The 14,831-nt window shown below is 66.4% G+C and carries 16 protein-coding genes, 1 tRNA gene and 1 pseudogene; 9 read left to right on the forward strand and 9 right to left on the reverse strand.

Annotated features, from left to right (window positions below; genetic code table 11):
- Positions 1 to 10: 10 nt before the first annotated feature.
- The 4 genes from BRAO375_RS16015 to mnmA all read right to left on the reverse strand — a co-directional run bounded on the left by BRAO375_RS16015 (position 11) and on the right by mnmA (position 2,590).
- Positions 11 to 87 (reverse strand) — tRNA-Met (locus BRAO375_RS16015).
- A 228-nt stretch (positions 88 to 315) separates the two neighbouring features.
- Positions 316 to 666, reverse strand: coding sequence for a hypothetical protein (locus tag BRAO375_RS16020; protein WP_009028506.1), 351 nt, complete (start codon positions 664 to 666; stop codon positions 316 to 318).
- Positions 667 to 733: 67 nt separating this feature from the next.
- Complete coding sequence (locus BRAO375_RS16025; protein WP_009028507.1) at positions 734 to 1,369, reverse strand: class I SAM-dependent methyltransferase; 636 nt, start codon at positions 1,367 to 1,369, stop codon at positions 734 to 736.
- 27 nt (positions 1,370 to 1,396) lie between these two features.
- Positions 1,397 to 2,590 (reverse strand): tRNA 2-thiouridine(34) synthase MnmA, encoded by a 1,194-nt coding sequence (gene mnmA, locus BRAO375_RS16030; protein WP_009028508.1) that lies wholly within the window; start codon positions 2,588 to 2,590, stop codon positions 1,397 to 1,399.
- A gap of 358 nt (positions 2,591 to 2,948) precedes the next feature.
- Between mnmA and BRAO375_RS16035 the strand changes: the two genes are divergently transcribed.
- The 9 genes from BRAO375_RS16035 (at position 2,949) to BRAO375_RS16075 (ending at position 11,754) form a co-directional block, all read left to right on the forward strand.
- Positions 2,949 to 4,544: a flagellar hook-length control protein FliK gene (locus BRAO375_RS16035; RefSeq protein ID WP_009028509.1), complete on the forward strand. Its 1,596-nt coding sequence runs from the start codon at positions 2,949 to 2,951 to the stop codon at positions 4,542 to 4,544.
- Positions 4,545 to 4,556: 12 nt separating this feature from the next.
- Complete coding sequence (locus tag BRAO375_RS16040; RefSeq protein WP_009028510.1) at positions 4,557 to 5,252, forward strand: flagellar hook assembly protein FlgD; 696 nt, start codon at positions 4,557 to 4,559, stop codon at positions 5,250 to 5,252.
- Between the two features lie 271 nt (positions 5,253 to 5,523).
- Positions 5,524 to 5,799: a CtrA inhibitor SciP gene (gene sciP / locus BRAO375_RS16045; protein ID WP_002714638.1), complete on the forward strand. Its 276-nt coding sequence runs from the start codon at positions 5,524 to 5,526 to the stop codon at positions 5,797 to 5,799.
- 336 nt (positions 5,800 to 6,135) lie between these two features.
- Positions 6,136 to 7,740: a flagellar basal-body MS-ring/collar protein FliF gene (gene fliF / locus BRAO375_RS16050; RefSeq protein WP_009028512.1), complete on the forward strand. Its 1,605-nt coding sequence runs from the start codon at positions 6,136 to 6,138 to the stop codon at positions 7,738 to 7,740.
- 45 nt (positions 7,741 to 7,785) lie between these two features.
- Complete coding sequence (gene fliG / locus BRAO375_RS16055) at positions 7,786 to 8,874, forward strand: flagellar motor switch protein FliG (RefSeq protein WP_009028513.1); 1,089 nt, start codon at positions 7,786 to 7,788, stop codon at positions 8,872 to 8,874.
- Complete coding sequence (locus tag BRAO375_RS16060) at positions 8,874 to 9,491, forward strand: FliH/SctL family protein (protein ID WP_009028514.1); 618 nt, start codon at positions 8,874 to 8,876, stop codon at positions 9,489 to 9,491. The genes fliG and BRAO375_RS16060 overlap by 1 nt, the downstream gene beginning before the upstream one ends.
- Before the next feature lie 29 nt (positions 9,492 to 9,520).
- The gene (gene fliN / locus BRAO375_RS16065; protein WP_009028515.1) at positions 9,521 to 9,868 is read left to right on the forward strand and encodes a flagellar motor switch protein FliN; all 348 of its coding nucleotides are present in this window, start codon (positions 9,521 to 9,523) and stop codon (positions 9,866 to 9,868) included.
- A gap of 55 nt (positions 9,869 to 9,923) precedes the next feature.
- Positions 9,924 to 11,297: a sigma-54-dependent transcriptional regulator FlbD gene (flbD, locus tag BRAO375_RS16070; RefSeq protein ID WP_009028516.1), complete on the forward strand. Its 1,374-nt coding sequence runs from the start codon at positions 9,924 to 9,926 to the stop codon at positions 11,295 to 11,297.
- Positions 11,298 to 11,337: 40 nt separating this feature from the next.
- Positions 11,338 to 11,754: a hypothetical protein gene (locus tag BRAO375_RS16075; protein ID WP_244423203.1), complete on the forward strand. Its 417-nt coding sequence runs from the start codon at positions 11,338 to 11,340 to the stop codon at positions 11,752 to 11,754.
- Positions 11,755 to 11,966: 212 nt separating this feature from the next.
- Here the strand turns inward: BRAO375_RS16075 and BRAO375_RS38020 are convergent, their stop codons facing one another.
- The 5 genes and pseudogenes from BRAO375_RS38020 to BRAO375_RS16100 all read right to left on the reverse strand — a co-directional run.
- Positions 11,967 to 12,122, reverse strand: a complete 156-nt coding sequence (locus BRAO375_RS38020; protein ID WP_009028518.1) for a hypothetical protein — start codon at positions 12,120 to 12,122, stop codon at positions 11,967 to 11,969.
- A gap of 71 nt (positions 12,123 to 12,193) precedes the next feature.
- Positions 12,194 to 12,769: a flavin reductase family protein gene (locus tag BRAO375_RS16085; RefSeq protein WP_009028519.1), complete on the reverse strand. Its 576-nt coding sequence runs from the start codon at positions 12,767 to 12,769 to the stop codon at positions 12,194 to 12,196.
- Positions 12,770 to 12,783: 14 nt separating this feature from the next.
- Positions 12,784 to 13,644, reverse strand: coding sequence for an ATP-binding cassette domain-containing protein (locus BRAO375_RS16090; protein ID WP_009028520.1), 861 nt, complete (start codon positions 13,642 to 13,644; stop codon positions 12,784 to 12,786).
- Positions 13,645 to 13,653: 9 nt separating this feature from the next.
- Positions 13,654 to 14,460 carry an aliphatic sulfonate ABC transporter permease SsuC gene (gene ssuC / locus BRAO375_RS16095; protein ID WP_009028521.1) on the reverse strand — a complete coding sequence of 269 codons (807 nt, stop codon included), beginning with the start codon at positions 14,458 to 14,460 and terminating at the stop codon, positions 13,654 to 13,656.
- Positions 14,457 to 14,831, reverse strand: a pseudogene (locus BRAO375_RS16100) (alkanesulfonate monooxygenase); the annotation flags it as partial. The gene ssuC and the pseudogene BRAO375_RS16100, both read right to left, overlap by 4 nt.

The following is a 14,831-nucleotide window of genomic DNA, read 5'->3' on the forward strand; positions in this document are numbered from 1 at the left end:
AGGGGGAATGTGGTAGCGGGGGAGGGACTCGAACCCCCGACCCCAGGATTATGATTCCCGTGCTCTAACCAGCTGAGCTACCCCGCCACGGTGTCCGACCAGAGCCAGACCAGCGCGGAGCATGGTGGGCTTTGTGGACGGCCGGCATATAAGGAGGCGTTCCTACCGCTGTCAAGCCAAGCTCGCGGCCCGCAGCGGTTTTCCTGCCGCACGATTTCCGTGCGCCTCCTCAAGGTCTTGCGGGTAGATCGTCGGCGACGACGCGCCGGTCGCGGGCGCGTTGGCGCACGCCCGCGAATCTCTGTCCCGACCGGCTCACTTCGGCTGCACGTTCGGATTGCCGCCGGGGCTGCCAGGCGGCGGAATTACCGGCGTGGTGCCGCCTTCGGGTGTCGGCGCGTGCATCTCCGGGTCGACACCGCTCGGCGGGCACAGCACGCCGTTGGTCTTGGCGAGCTTCTCGCCCAGCGGCTCGCCGGCGCGGCCGGTGGTGATGCCGTCGGGTGTCGGCGTTGCTCGCGCATTCGGCGCACAAGCGGCATTCGCGTTGGGAGCCGGCGCCGTCGTCTGCGGCGGCGTGGCCGGTGTCGGCGGCGCCTGGGCATGGGCCACGGGAGAGGCCGATGCCAGCAGGAACGAAAGGAACAGTGATTGCCTGATGCTCATGGCGGAGCAACGCGGACCTTGCGTTCGCGTTCCCAGCCAAACGGCCGTGCGGCAAAGCGCGCGCCGATCAGCCCTTGCGGTAGCGGATCAGCGAGAAATGACCGAGCGGCGGCATCGGCCGGCGTTCAGCCAGCGTCACGCCGCCGTGCCTGGCGGCCCAGTCCACCAGCCGCGCCCATGGGAACTCCGGCCGCCAGCCGAGACGGCGGGCGATCGGCGCAAACGCAAGCTCGAAGATGCGCCGCGGCCCGCTCTCGGCGCCGATGTGGTTGACCAGGATCAGCTCGCCCCCCGGCTTCAGCACGCGGATGAAATCATCCAGCGTCGCTTCGGGATCCGGCACCGCGGTGATGACGTATTGCGCGACCACCGCGTCGAAAAAGTCATTGGGGAACGCGAGGTGCTTCGCGTCCATCACCGCGAGCGTCTCGACATTGAACAGCTTCAGCTCGCGGACGCGCGCCTGCGCCCGGCGCAGCATCGGCTCGGAGATGTCGACGCCGCAGATCTTCGTGGTGCGCGCATAGTCCGACAGCGACAGGCCGGTGCCGACGCCGACGTCGAGAATGCGGCCGCCGATGCGATCGGCTTCCGCGATGGTCGATTGGCGCCCCTGATCGAAGACCTTGCCGAACACCAGATCGTAGATCGGCGCCCAACGCTCGTAGGCCTTTTCGACCCCCGCGCGGTCGATGTCCCCCATGCCCCTGCCCTGAATGATGGATGCTGATCAGCCGCGAAGCGGCTCGGCCACGCGCTGCGGCCGGACGAGGCCGGACGCCTGACTGCTTTCGGCGACAGCGCTCTGGATGAAGCCGCCGCCGAGCACGCGCGCACGGCCTGAGGCTGCGTCGTAGAACACGCAGGCCTGGCCCGGCGAGACGCCCTCCTCGCCGCCGACGAGCTCGACTTCGTAACTGCCATCGGCGCCGCGCAGCCAGGCCGGCTGCGGCGGACGGGTCGAGCGCACCCGCACGAACAGCTCGAGGCCGTCGCGCACGGCCGCGTCGAGCGCGCCGTCGCCGATCCAGTTCACCTCGCGCAAGGTGATGCGATGCGTGCGCAGCGCCTCGCGCGGACCCACGACGACGCGGCGCGTCGCAACGTCGAGCTTGACGACGTAGAGCGGCGCGCCGGCGGCGATGCCGAGGCCCTTGCGCTGGCCGATCGTATAGTTAGCGATGCCCTGATGCGTTCCGAGCACGCGGCCGTTGAGATCGACGATCTCGCCCGGCTCCATCGCGTTCGGGCGCAGCTTGCCGATGATGTCGGTGTAGCGGCCGGTCGGCACGAAGCAGATGTCCTGGCTGTCATGCTTGTCGGCAACCTCGAGACCGAAGCGGCGGGCGAGCTCGCGCACCTCCGGCTTGGTCATGTCGCCGAGCGGAAAGCGCAGATAATCGAGCTGCTCGCGCGTCGTCGCGAACAGGAAGTAGCTCTGATCGCGATCGGCATCGGCGGCGCAGACGAGCGCGGGCGATCCATTCGCCAGCCGTCGCGAGGCGACATAATGGCCGGTCGCCAGCACCGAGGCGCCCAGCTCGCGCGCAGTCTTCAGGAGATCGCCGAACTTGATGGCGCGGTTGCACTCGATGCACGGCACCGGCGTCTCGCCAGAGGCGTAGCTCGCGGCAAAATTGTCGATCACCGACTCGCGGAAGCGATCCTCGTAGTCCAGCACGTAATGGGGGATGCCGAGCCGCTCGGCGACGTTGCGGGCGTCGTGAATGTCCTGGCCGGCGCAGCAGGCGCCCTTGCGATGCGTCGCCGCGCCGTGGTCGTAGAGCTGCAGGGTGATGCCGACCACGTCGTAACCCTGCGACTTCAACAGTGCAGCCGTGACCGACGAGTCCACGCCGCCGGACATGGCGACGACGACCCTGGTGTCCTCGGGACGGCCTTCGAGATCGAGACTGTTGAGCATGGTCAGGTCACTGCGATCGCGACGTCAGGCTGCGAGTTCCCGGCACGGGAACGCCGCACATGCGCCGTCTTTGCGGATGGCTTGCCTCCAGCGATGTCTGGACACGGTCTCCCGGTCGGAAACAACACGAGAAGCATCTATCTCTAATATAGGCGCACTTCCTGCGAAGCAATCGCGCCGGCCGCGGCGAGCGGCGGCAAATCTTGCCGGCCGGGCAGAAATGACGGGGGCGTTGCGCCCTTGCCCCACCCCAGCCACCCAATTAACTAGCTGAAACATCTAATATTTTCCGCATGATCGGGCTTGGCCCGCTCCTTGCTGAACTGGCACGTGGAGTTTCATCGCGAGAGGATCCAAGGTGTTCAGCGTCACGTCAGACATCCAGGCCGGCCCGGCTCTCAAGACCACGGCGCCGAAACCGTCCCGCCAGGACGCCTCGCAGCTGTCCGACAGCTTCTCGGCGCTGGTCGATGCCGCGACGCCGCCGGAGCCATCGACATCGCCGCAGCCGTCAGCCGCACCGGCGCCGCGCACAGGCAATGTCGCGCCGAGCCGCGACACCGCCCGCTCCGGCGACGCGGATCGCACCAGCCAAACCAAATCCTCGGACAAGCCGCAGGACAAGGCCGATAACGGCCCGTCACGCACGGACAAGGCCGGATCGGACGCGACGTCCGACACCACGACCGACAAGTCGGCCAAGACGACGACCGACTCGACAGACAGCACCGACGGAAAGACCACCGATAATAAGAAGGACGGCGACCAGGCCAGCGCCGACGCGACGACGGCTGCTCAGGCCGTCTCCGCCGATCAAGCCCCAGCGGCGACGCCGGTGGCTGTCGCGATTCCGGCCGAAATCACGCTCGCCACCCCTGTCACAGGTCCGGCTGCGACCGATGGCGACGGCGCCTCCGCCGCGCCGACCCCGACCGGAGCGGTCGGGACCGCGGCTCAAATCTTGAACGGTTCGGTCGATGCCAATGCCGGCCTGATGGCCGCGGCGGCCAAGACGGCCGGCGCCGTGAAGACGACAGGCGAGGCCGATCCCACCACCGCCGGCGCGGACGCGACGACGGAGGCCGCGACCGCGACCACGGCCACGTCCAATCAGACCTTCGCGGCGGCACTCGATTCCACCACGCCGGGCGGCGCCAAGCCGGCGGGCAAGGCCACGGCCCAGGCCAAGGGCGGACTTGCCACCGGTGAGGTCGGCAAGAGCACCGATCAGGGCGGTGCCCCGGCGCAGGGTGCGCATCCGCAGACGCAAGGCACCGGCCTGACCCAACCGCCGGCCGTTGCCGCCAAGCCGGATGGCACTGAGCTGGAGCCGGCGAAGGGCAACACCGTTCAGGCCCCGTCAGCGCATGAGCGCGGCGCTGCGCAGGCCAACGCCCAGACCAACGTGCCCGTCCCCGATCCCTCGGCGCAGGCCGCAGCCGCCCTGCAGCCGCAGCTCTCGACCCCGACCGCACAGACCAATCCGATCACCGCGGCCAACCTCACCGCGACCGCCGCGACGACGGCCAGCGTGCCGCTGCACGGCCTTGCGGTCGAGATCGCGGCCTCCGCGCTCAATGGCAAGAGCCGCTTCGAGATCCGGCTGGATCCAGCCGAGCTCGGTCGCATCGATGTCCGCATCGATGTCGACCGCAACGGCCAGGTGACCTCGCATCTGCGTGTCGAGAAGCCGGAGACGCTGGCGATGCTGCAGCAGACTGCGCCGCAACTGCAGCAGGCGCTGCAGGACGCCGGTCTCAAGAGCAACAACAGCGGGCTGCAATTCTCACTGCGCGACCAGAACTCGTCCGGCCAGAACGGCGGCGACCCCCAACAGAACGGCAATTCCCATCGCCTGATCGTGGCCGAGGACGAAAACGTCCCGGTCCAGCTCGCTGGACGGTCCTATGGACGGATGTTCGGTGCGCAGGGCGGTGTCGATATCAGGGTTTAACAGGAGGCTTCCATGGCTATCGGCGACGCACTCACGGCAAGCCCCGCCGTCTCGGGCACGACCAAGACCACCAACACCACATCCAACGGCAGCATGGGGACGTCCGCCGGCTCGACCATCGCGGGCAACTTCCAGACCTTCCTGACGCTGCTGACGACGCAGCTGCAGAACCAGAACCCGCTCGACCCGCTGGATACCAACCAGTTCACCCAGCAGCTCGTGCAGTTCGCCGGCGTCGAGCAGCAGCTCAAGACCAACGACCAGCTGATGTCGCTGATCTCGATGCAGCAGGCGACGCAGGCCACGCAGGCGCTCGCCTTCGTCGGCAAGACCGCGGTCGTCGCCGGCTCGACCGCCACTCTGAGCAATTCGACTGCGGGCTGGAACGTCAACATCCCGACCGACTGCGTCATGACCGCCACGATCACCAACAGCACCGGCCAGACCGTCTTCAGCGGCACCTACAACGCCACCGCCGGCGAAAACGTGCCTTACGTCTGGAACGGCGACGGTAATGACGGTACCCATTGGCCCGACGGCAAGTACACGCTGACGGTCACCGGCAAGGATGCCAGCGGCAAGACGGTGGCGCTCTCGACCCAGGTCCAGGGCACGGTGTCTTCGGTCGATCTGACCCAGCAGCCGCCGCTGCTCACGATCGGCGGCCAGACCTACACGGTCAACCAGATCCAGCGGATCGTTAGCTAGCCCTTAAGACCGTGCCCCGATCTTAAGACGGCGGATACGCTTGCAGCTGAGCTTGAGCATCAAGCTCAGCGGGGATGGCGAGACACCGGCGTAACCGCCGGAAACTCTTAACCAATCATTTACCACGATCTCGCTCTCGGGGCTTTCAGCCGCCGGGAGCGGCGGCGTTGGCGCGGAGCGCCCGATTCCCGCCCTTTGCTTAGGCAAATTTTAAGCGAGGCGGCGTAGGGTCTTACCGTGAGTTCAGTGGTTAAGAGTTTGTGAGTACGCCATGACAGAACCCCATCGCCCGAGGGTGAAATACGTCATCGGGCCTGACGGCAGCCCGCTCACCATCGCGGATTTGCCTGCGCCAGGCACCAAGAGGTGGGTCATACGCCGCAAGGCCGAAGTCGTCGCTGCCGTCCGCGGCGGATTGTTGTCCCTCGAAGAAGCGTGCAGCCGCTACACCCTGACCGTCGACGAATTCCTGTCGTGGCAGTTCTCGATCGACCAGCATGGTCTTGCCGGGCTGCGCACCACCCGAATTCAGCAATATCGCCAATAAAGCGTTAACGGCGCGACTGGATTTCTCCGAAAATCGGCTTGGCTCCGCCAAGCCGATTTTTCGCATGTGCGGAGTTTGTTAGGACCTCTTAACCATCGTTAACCATATCGAAACCTTCCCATAGGCAATAATTGCCCAGTGGTTCGATTCAACCTCCGCGACCTGTCCCCCATCGGGGGAGAGCGGAGGCCGCGATCGGATCGCCACCTGGAATGCGGGTGTCGGTGAAGGTTAAGGATTGAATTTCGCGATCTCTGCAACCGGCCGTAAAGGCCCGCGAAGCTCCAATCACCCTTCAGCAGCCACCCGTCGAATGCCGAACTATGGGGCAGTTGCTTGCAAGGTCTCTTGGACTTCCTGAAGGGTTTGGGCGCCGCGCGGCTCACCGCCATGGTGGCGGTCACGGCTGCATTGGTCGGCTTCTTCGGCTTCGTCATCATGCGCGTGACGGCGCCGCAGATGACCACCCTGTTCACCGACCTGAGCATGGATGACTCCTCCAGCATCATCAAGGATCTGGAGCGGCAGGGCATTCCATTCGAGATGCGCAATGAGGGCAGCGTCATCCTCGTCCCGAAGGATAAGGTGACCCGGCTGCGCATGAAGCTCGCCGAGGGCGGCCTGCCCAAGGGCGGCGGCGTCGGCTACGAGATCTTCGACAAGTCGGACGCGCTGGGCACCACGAGCTTCGTTCAGAACATCAACCATCTCCGCGCGCTGGAGGGCGAGCTCGCCCGCACCATCCGCGCCATTGACCGCGTTCAGGCCGCCCGCGTCCATCTGGTCCTTCCCGAGCGGCCGCTGTTCTCGCGCGAGACGCCGGAGCCGTCGGCCTCGATCGTCGTGCGCGTGCGCGGCTCGCTCGAGTCCAACCAGATCCGCGCCATCCGCCACCTCGTCGCCTCGGCCGTCAACGGCCTGAAGCCGCAGCGTGTGTCGATCGTCGACGAGGCCGGCCAGCTGCTCGCCGACGGCACCCAGACCGATATCGACCAGCAGGTCGGCGACGAGCGCCGCAACGCCTTCGAGAAGCGGATGCGCAAGCAGGTCGAGGACATCGTCTCCTCGGTAGTCGGGTCGGGCCGCGCCCGGGTCCAACTGTCAGCCGATTTCGACTTCAACCGCATCACCCAGACCTCCGACCGCTACGATCCGGAAGGCCGGGTGCTCCGGTCGAGCCAGACCCGCGAAGAGCAGTCGGCGACGTCGGAGAGCAACGGTCAGGTCACGGTCAACAACGAGCTGCCCGGCAATCAGCAGAACCAGCCGCCGCAGCAGCCGAAGGACCAGAGCAAGAAGACCGAAGAGACCAACAATTACGAGATCTCCCGGACCACCAAGACGGAAGTCACCGAGGCCGGACGGGTCAATCGCATCTCGGTCGCGGTGCTGGTCGACGGCGCCTACTCCAAGAACGAGAAGGGCGAGCTGGTCTACAAGGAGCGCAGCAAGGAGGAGCTCGATCGGATCGCCGCCCTCGTCCGTTCCGCCATCGGCTTCGACCAGAAGCGCGGCGATCAGGTCGAGGTGGTCAATCTGAAGTTCGCCGATGCTCCCACCGTCCCGCAGATCAACGAGCCCACCGGCTTCCTCGGCATGCTGCACTTCACCAAGGATGACGTGATGTACGTCATCGAGCTCGCCGTGATGATGCTGCTCGGCATCGTCGTGGTGATCATGGTGGTGCGGCCGCTGGTGAAGAAGATCATCTCGACCGAAGAGGTCGCTGCAGCGCTGAGCGGAGGCGTCCCGGCCATCACCGACGAGACCCAGGCGCAGGTCGCCCACGCCCAGCAGACCGCCACCATGATCGACGTCGCCCAGGTGCAGGGCCAGGTCCATGCCCAGTCGGTCCACCGGGTCGGCGAGTTGGCGGACCGCAACCCCGGCGAAGCCGCGTCCATCATCCGCCAGTGGCTCGCCGAGCCGCAGCAGCAATGATCCGCTCCCTCTGAACCGTCGCAACCGAACCGAACGTAAACCGCCATGTCGCTTCCGCAGACCCAGAACGCCAACACCGCCGATATCTCCACCGTCATCGCGACGCTTGCGAGCCGTCAGGCGCAGCGTGAGAAGACCGAGCCCTTGAGCGGCCCGAAGCGGGCGGCCGTGATGATGCTTGCGCTCGGCGAGCAGTATGGCGGCAAGATCTGGCAGCAGCTCGACGACGACGAGGTGCGCGAATTGTCGCTGGCGATGTCAACGCTCGGCACGGTCGAAGCCGACGTCGTCGAGGACCTGATGCTCGAATTCGTCTCGCGAATGTCGGCGTCGGGTGCGCTGATGGGCAATTTCGACGCGACCGAGCGGCTGCTGCAGCAATACCTGCCGTCGGAGCGCGTCTCCGGCATCATGGACGAGATCCGCGGCCCCGCCGGCCGCAACATGTGGGAGAAGCTCTCCAACGTCCAGGAAGAGGTTCTCGCCAACTACCTCAAGAACGAATACCCGCAGACCATCGCCGTCGTGCTGTCCAAGCTGAAGCCGGAGCACGCGGCGCGCGTGCTCGCGATCCTGCCCGAGGACATGGCCCTCGACGTCATCGGCCGCATGCTGCGCATGGAAGCCGTGCAGAAGGAGGTCATCGAGCGGGTCGAGCAGACCCTGCGTACCGAGTTCATGTCGAACCTGTCGCAGACCCGCCGCCGCGACGCCCATGAGGTCATGGCCGAGATCTTCAACAATTTCGACCGCCAGACCGAGACCCGCTTCATCACCTCGCTGGAGGAAGAGAACCGCGAATCCGCCGAGCGCATCAAGGCGCTGATGTTCACCTTCGACGACCTGATCAAGCTCGACTCCGCCTCGGCGCAGACGCTGCTGCGCAACGTCGACAAGGACAAGCTCGGCGTGGCGCTCAAGAGCGCCAACGAGGAGGTGCGCAACTTCTTCTTCGGCAACATGTCCTCCCGCGCCGCCAAGATGCTGCAGGACGACATGGCCGCGATGGGACCGGTGCGCCTGCGCGACGTCGACGAGGCGCAGGCCCTGCTCGTCAATCTCGCCAAGGACCTCGCCGCCAAGGGCGAGATCATGCTCAGCAAGAACCGCGCCGACGACGAACTGGTGTACTGATGGCCCAGCCCGCGAAGTTCCTGTTCGATACCGACTTCGCCGCGCCCGAGAAGACACGGGAACGCGGCGCCTCGGCCGCCGAGATCGCACAGAAAGTCGCGGCCGCAGAAGCCGCCGCCTATCGCAACGGCTACGAGGCGGCGCAGCGCGAAGCCAAGGTCGAGGCAGACCGCCGCGTCGCGGCGGCGCTGGAGCAGATCAACATCCAGCTGCAGGGCATCTCGGCCCGCTTCGCCGGCATCGAGCAGCGGATGGAGACCGAGGCGGTGGATGTCGCCGTCGCGGTCGCCCGCAAGCTGTGCGCCGCGCTGATCGAGGCCGAGCCGCTCGGCGAGATCACCGGCCTGGTGCATGACTGCTTCTCGCATCTGGTGGCCACGCCGCATCTCGTGCTGCGCATCAACGATACGCTGTACGAGCTCGCCCGCGAGAAGATCGAGAGGCTCGCCAAGCAGAGCGGCTTCGAGGGGCGTCTCGTCATCCTCGCCGAGCCGGAGATCGCGACCGGCGACTGTCGCATCGAATGGGCCGACGGCGGTGTCGTGCTGGAGCGCGCCGCGATCGACGCCAAGATCAACGAACTGGTCGGACGCTACATGGCGTCCAAGAAGAGCTAGGCCGCTCCGGTGGCCAAGGGAGTTAAGTCATGAGCGACAACGAGATCCCGCTTCCCGACCTCAATGCCGCGGATGCGCCGCCGATCTCCGGTGACACCGGCTACACCGAGGAGGAGAACGCGGCGCGCATCGCCGCCGATCTCGAAGCGGTGTTCGACGTGCCGGTGCAGGTCTCGGCCGTGCTCGGCCGTTCGAAGATGGACGTCGGCGAGTTGCTCAAGCTCGGGCCAGGCACAGTGCTCGAGCTGGACCGCAAGGTCGGCGAGGCCATCGACATCTACGTCAACAACCGCCTCGTCGCCCGCGGTGAGGTGGTGCTGGTGGAAGACAAGCTCGGCGTGACGATGACGGAAATCATCAAGTCCGACCGCAACTGACAGACATGATCCCCGCGCGCTGATCGAGAGCGGCGCGACCGTATAGGAGACGAACATGCGGCTTCTCATCGTCGGAACGCTGAAAGGGCAGCTGACCGCGGCCACCAAGATCGCCATGGAGAACGGCGCCACCGTCACCCATGCCGAAGACAACGAGCAGGCGATGCGCGTGCTGCGCGGCGGCAAGGGCGCCGACCTCCTGCTGGTCGACGTCGCGCTCGACATCCGCGACCTGGTGATGCGGCTCGACGCCGAGCATATCCATGTGCCGATCGTCGCCTGCGGCATCACCAGCGATGCCCGCGCCGCGGTCGCCGCCATCCACGCCGGCGCCAAGGAATACATCCCGCTGCCGCCGGACCCCGAGCTGATCGCGGCCGTGCTGGCCGCCGTCGCAAACGACTCGCGCGATCTCGTCTATCGCGACGAGGCGATGGCCAAGGTGATCAAGCTCGCCCAGCAGATCGCCGGCTCCGATGCCTCTGTGATGATCACCGGCGAGTCCGGCACCGGCAAAGAGGTGCTGGCGCGCTACGTCCACACCCGCTCGGCCCGCGCCAAGCGCCCGTTCATCTCGATCAACTGCGCCGCGATCCCCGAGCACCTGCTGGAATCCGAGCTGTTCGGCCATGAGAAGGGCGCCTTCACCGGCGCGGTCGCCCGTCGCATCGGCAAGTTCGAGGAGGCCAATGGCGGCACGCTCCTGCTCGACGAAATCTCCGAGATGGACGTGCGGCTGCAGTCGAAGCTGCTGCGCGCCATCCAGGAGCGCGTGATCGACCGAGTCGGCGGCACCCGCCCGGTGCCGGTCGACATCCGCATCATCGCGACCTCGAACCGCAACCTGGCGGATGCCGTACGCGAGGGCACGTTCCGCGAGGACCTGCTGTTCCGCCTCAACGTCGTGAACCTGAAGATTCCGCCGCTGCGGGAACGCCCGGCCGACATCCTCGAGCTCGCGCAGCACTTCGCCCGCAAATATTCCGAGGCCAACGCAGTGCCGCTGCGGCCGATCTCGGCGGAGGCCAAGCGCATCCTCACCACCAACCGCTGGCCTGGCAACGTCCGCGAGTTGGAGAACACGATGCATCGCGCGGTGCTGATGGCGCAGGGCGACGAGATTGGACCGGACGCGATATTGACCCCTGACGGCGCACGCCTCGACATCGGCAAGACGCAGCCGGCCGTCGCTCATGCTACGATGGCCGCCGAGCAGGTTACACGCGCCCTTGTCGGCCGCACCGTCGCCGATGTGGAACGCGACCTGATCCTGGAAACCTTGAAGCACTGCCTGGGCAACCGGACACATGCGGCCAACATCCTGGGAATCTCGATCCGCACGTTGCGCAACAAGCTCAACGAATATGCCGACGGCGGCGTCCCGATCCCGCCGCCGGGCGCCGGCGAGCGCATGCCGAGTGCCGTCTAGACTGGCCAGCATTCTTCGACTCGTTCTTGGCGGCGCGCTCGTGACGAGCGCGCCGCTTTTCGTTTCGACGGCCGCGGCGGGGACGCGCGGCGTGCTCGCCGGCTGCTGGGAGCAGACGTCTCACGCCCCGCTGGTGCAGCCATCCTCAGGCGAGGAATGGGGCGCGCGCAGCTGGTGCTTTGCCAGCAAAGGCAAGCTGATCTCGCGAACACTTGCGTGCGGAACGGGCGGCTGCGACGGCTGGGACAATGAACGCCGCTATCGCTGGCGGCCACCTTATCTCTCGCTGTCGGACATCGAGACCTCGCCAGACGGCAAGATACAGACGCGAGTCTGGCGCCGCTGCCGCGTCCAGTTTCTCACGGCCGACTGGATGCAGTTGCAGGATTGCGAGCAGTCGGCAGATCCGTGGGTGCGTGAGCCGCCGCAACGGAGGCGCCGCGCAGCCGGTGCCTAGACCGCGGTTCATTAGAACCTGCGGCTATTCTGTTGAGCTCTCACCATGTCCACTACTGTCATGCCCCGAGAGGCATCCAGTACTCCGCGGCAGATGTGATTGGATCGAGATGTCACGGCGTACCGGATCGTCCGCCTTCGCGCCTTCGCGGACGATGACAGCGGGGCCTGCTTCTCCCGGATGAATGTGACCGGGGCTCCGGAAAGGCTCGTCTAGGAATAGCTCGGCGCCTCGGGATTGCGGAAAATGTGGATCGGATCGCCAGGCGTGAACGTCCGCTGCGTGAACGCCGCATAGGCGTAGAGCGCGAGATACAGAACCGCGACCGTACCGATCGCGTAAAGAGCCCAGGTTCCGATCCGTTTCATGATTTCCGCTGCCGAGGGCGACAGCGGTTTGTACGGCGTCCGTCGCATCGGCGCCAGCGCGCCTGGTTGCCTCAGGGTGTAAGCCGCGGATCGGGCACGCTGAGCGCGGCGAGCCGGCCGAGATCGTCGTCGCGATCAACGGCGACATAGCTGCCATGCCAATACGCCAGAGCGGCCGACTGCGGCGCGACCGCGACGTGGACCACCTTGCCGATCACGATGGCATGCGAGTGACGCTCGAGGATCTCCTCGACCTCGCAATCCAGCGTCGCGAGCGCCCCGACCAGCAGCGGCACGCCGGTGACCTGCTTGCGCCATTCGGCGCCGACGAAACGCTCGGCCCCGCGCAAGCCTCCCTTACCCGCGAACCGTTCGGCCACGCCGATTTGGTCCGCGGCCAGCAGATTGGCCCCGAATACGCGCTCCCGCTGCAGAATCGGCCACGACGAGGCTGTTCGATTGAGACTGACGATAATGGAGGGAGGGTCGACCGCGAGCGAGGACAGCGAGCTCACGGTCATGCCGGTGATCTCGTCGCCACGTCCGACCGTGATGACGCTGACGCCGCCGACCAGCTGGCGCATCGCAGAGCGGAAATCCGGCTGGAGCGCCGTGGCATCAGGCATGTGACGGACGATGGAGTTCATTGCGTTGATCTTTCCTAACCCGTCGGGCCCGGTCCAAGCAACTGGCCCAGGATCGAGCCCTCGAGCGCCGCAAGCTCGGCGGAGCCACGCTGGCGCGGGCGCGGCAGATCGACCGTGATGTCCTCGGCGATCCGGCCGTTCTCGATGACCAGGACCCGGTCCGCCAAGGCCACGGCCTCAGCCACGTCATGGGTGACCAGGATTGCGGTGAAGGTTTGGTCGGCCCAGACCCGCTCCAGCAGCCGCTGCATCGCGATCCGGGTCAGCGCATCGAGCGCGCCGAGCGGTTCGTCGAAGGCGAGCAAGCGCGGCCCACTGACCAGCGCACGCGCCAGGGCCACGCGCTGCTTTTGGCCGCCCGACAGCACGGAAGGCCATTGGTCGCGCTTCTCGGCGAGGCCAACCTCCTCCAAGGCCTGTCGCGCGCGCTCATGCGCACCGGCGGCTTTGCGGTCGCGGCCGAGGCCCACCTCGACATTGGACAATACCCGCGCCCAAGGCAGCAGCCGCGGCTCCTGGAACATCACGCGGATGTCCTCCGCGCGGGCCTCCGCGTCGCCGAAGCTGATCGTGCCCGAGGTCGGCTTGTCCAGACCCGCGATCAGCCGCAGCAGCGTGCTTTTGCCGCAGCCGCTCTGGCCGACGATGGCGACGAACTGCCCGGCGGGAATCTCGAGATCAACACCGCGCAGCACCTCGTTGTCGCCGAACGCCTTGCGAAGATCGCGGATCACGAGGGGCAGGCCGCGCGTCTCAAATTTGGCCGGAGTCACACTGGGCTTCCGCTGCGACCGGAAGGCCTCGGCTTGCCGGATCACGTCGGGCGCGTCGATCACTTCGGTGCGAGACACGGGAAGGCGGAGCACTTGCTGCATGTGCAGACCTCAATGTTTGCTGAAGGCCGGGTGCCAGGACAGCGTCAGCCGCTCCAGCAGCCGCGAGGCGCTGTCGGCGACCTTGCCCAGCAGGGCGTAGATCAGGATGGAGAGGACGACGACGTCGATCTGCATGAACTCGCGCGCCTGCATCGCCATGTAGCCGAGCCCTGAGGAGGCCGCGATCGTCTCGGCGACAATCAGGGTGAGCCACATGATGCCGAGCGCGAAGCGCAGGCCGACGAAGATCGACGGCAACGCGCCGGGGAAGATCACGCGGCGAAACAGCTCGCCGTCCGTCATGCCGTAGACGCGGCCCATTTCAATGAGTTGCGGGTCGACGGTGCGAATCCCGTGCAGCGTGTTCAGGTACACCGGGAAGAACACACCGAGCGCGACGAGAAACAGCTTTGCGCTCTCGTCGATGCCAAACCACAGGATGACCAGCGGGATCAGCGCCAGATGCGGCACGTTGCGGATCATCTGCAAGGTGGTGTCGGTCAGCTTCGAGGAGAGCTGCGACAGGCCATTGGCGAGGCCGAAGGCGAAGCCGATGCTGCCGCCGATCAGAAAGCCGATCGAGGCGCGCCAGAAGCTGACCCAGATGTTGCGGCCGAGCTCGCCCGACCACAACAGCTTCCAGCCGGCGCGCGCGACGTCGCTCGGCGCCGGCAGCACGCGCGGCGAGACGAGGCCGGCGACCGAGGCTGCCTGCCAGATCAGGAGGATCGCAAGCGGGACGAGCCAGGGCAGCAATCCATCCGCCTTGGGGACGGTGAGCTTGCGGACTTTGGGAAGGCTTTCGATCAGACTCATGACTGCGACGCCCGCTGCAGGGGACGATGCTCATTGGCGATGGTCTCGCCGAACGGCCCCGTATTCGCGCGGAGCTTGGTGACGTTGCCGCCCTGCTCCACCGTGTTCAGGCCGAGCTTCGGGAACACCAGCTCGGCGAAGCGATAGGCTTCCTCGAGATGCGGATAGCCGGACAGAATGAACGTATCGATCCCGATGTCCTGATACTCGCGGATGCGCGCCGCCACCGTGTCGGGGTCGCCGACCAGCGCGGTGCCGGCGCCGCCGCGCACCAGGCCGACGCCGGCCCACAGGTTCGGGCTGATCTCGAGCTTGTCCCGGCGTCCGCCATGCAGCTGAGACATGCGCTGCTGGCCGACGGAATCCATCCG

Source organism: Bradyrhizobium sp. ORS 375 (assembly GCF_000239775.1).
Taxonomy (GTDB): Bacteria; Pseudomonadota; Alphaproteobacteria; order Rhizobiales; family Xanthobacteraceae; genus Bradyrhizobium.

Bases quoted from the DNA above. Each gene is read 5' to 3' on its own strand.
- BRAO375_RS16020 (WP_009028506.1), bottom strand. From the start codon at position 666: ATGAGCATCAGGCAATCACTGTTCCTTTCGTTCCTGCTGGCATCGGCC.
- BRAO375_RS16025 (WP_009028507.1), bottom strand. From the start codon at position 1,369: ATGGGGGACATCGACCGCGCGGGGGTCGAAAAGGCCTACGAGCGTTGG.
- mnmA (WP_009028508.1), bottom strand. From the start codon at position 2,590: ATGCTCAACAGTCTCGATCTCGAAGGCCGTCCCGAGGACACCAGGGTC.
- BRAO375_RS16040 (WP_009028510.1), top strand. From the start codon at position 4,557: ATGGCTATCGGCGACGCACTCACGGCAAGCCCCGCCGTCTCGGGCACG.
- sciP (WP_002714638.1), top strand. From the start codon at position 5,524: ATGACAGAACCCCATCGCCCGAGGGTGAAATACGTCATCGGGCCTGAC.
- fliG (WP_009028513.1), top strand. From the start codon at position 7,786: ATGTCGCTTCCGCAGACCCAGAACGCCAACACCGCCGATATCTCCACC.
- BRAO375_RS16060 (WP_009028514.1), top strand. From the start codon at position 8,874: ATGGCCCAGCCCGCGAAGTTCCTGTTCGATACCGACTTCGCCGCGCCC.
- fliN (WP_009028515.1), top strand. From the start codon at position 9,521: ATGAGCGACAACGAGATCCCGCTTCCCGACCTCAATGCCGCGGATGCG.
- flbD (WP_009028516.1), top strand. From the start codon at position 9,924: ATGCGGCTTCTCATCGTCGGAACGCTGAAAGGGCAGCTGACCGCGGCC.
- BRAO375_RS38020 (WP_009028518.1), bottom strand. From the start codon at position 12,122: ATGAAACGGATCGGAACCTGGGCTCTTTACGCGATCGGTACGGTCGCG.
- BRAO375_RS16085 (WP_009028519.1), bottom strand. From the start codon at position 12,769: ATGAACTCCATCGTCCGTCACATGCCTGATGCCACGGCGCTCCAGCCG.
- BRAO375_RS16090 (WP_009028520.1), bottom strand. From the start codon at position 13,644: ATGCAGCAAGTGCTCCGCCTTCCCGTGTCTCGCACCGAAGTGATCGAC.
- ssuC (WP_009028521.1), bottom strand. From the start codon at position 14,460: ATGAGTCTGATCGAAAGCCTTCCCAAAGTCCGCAAGCTCACCGTCCCC.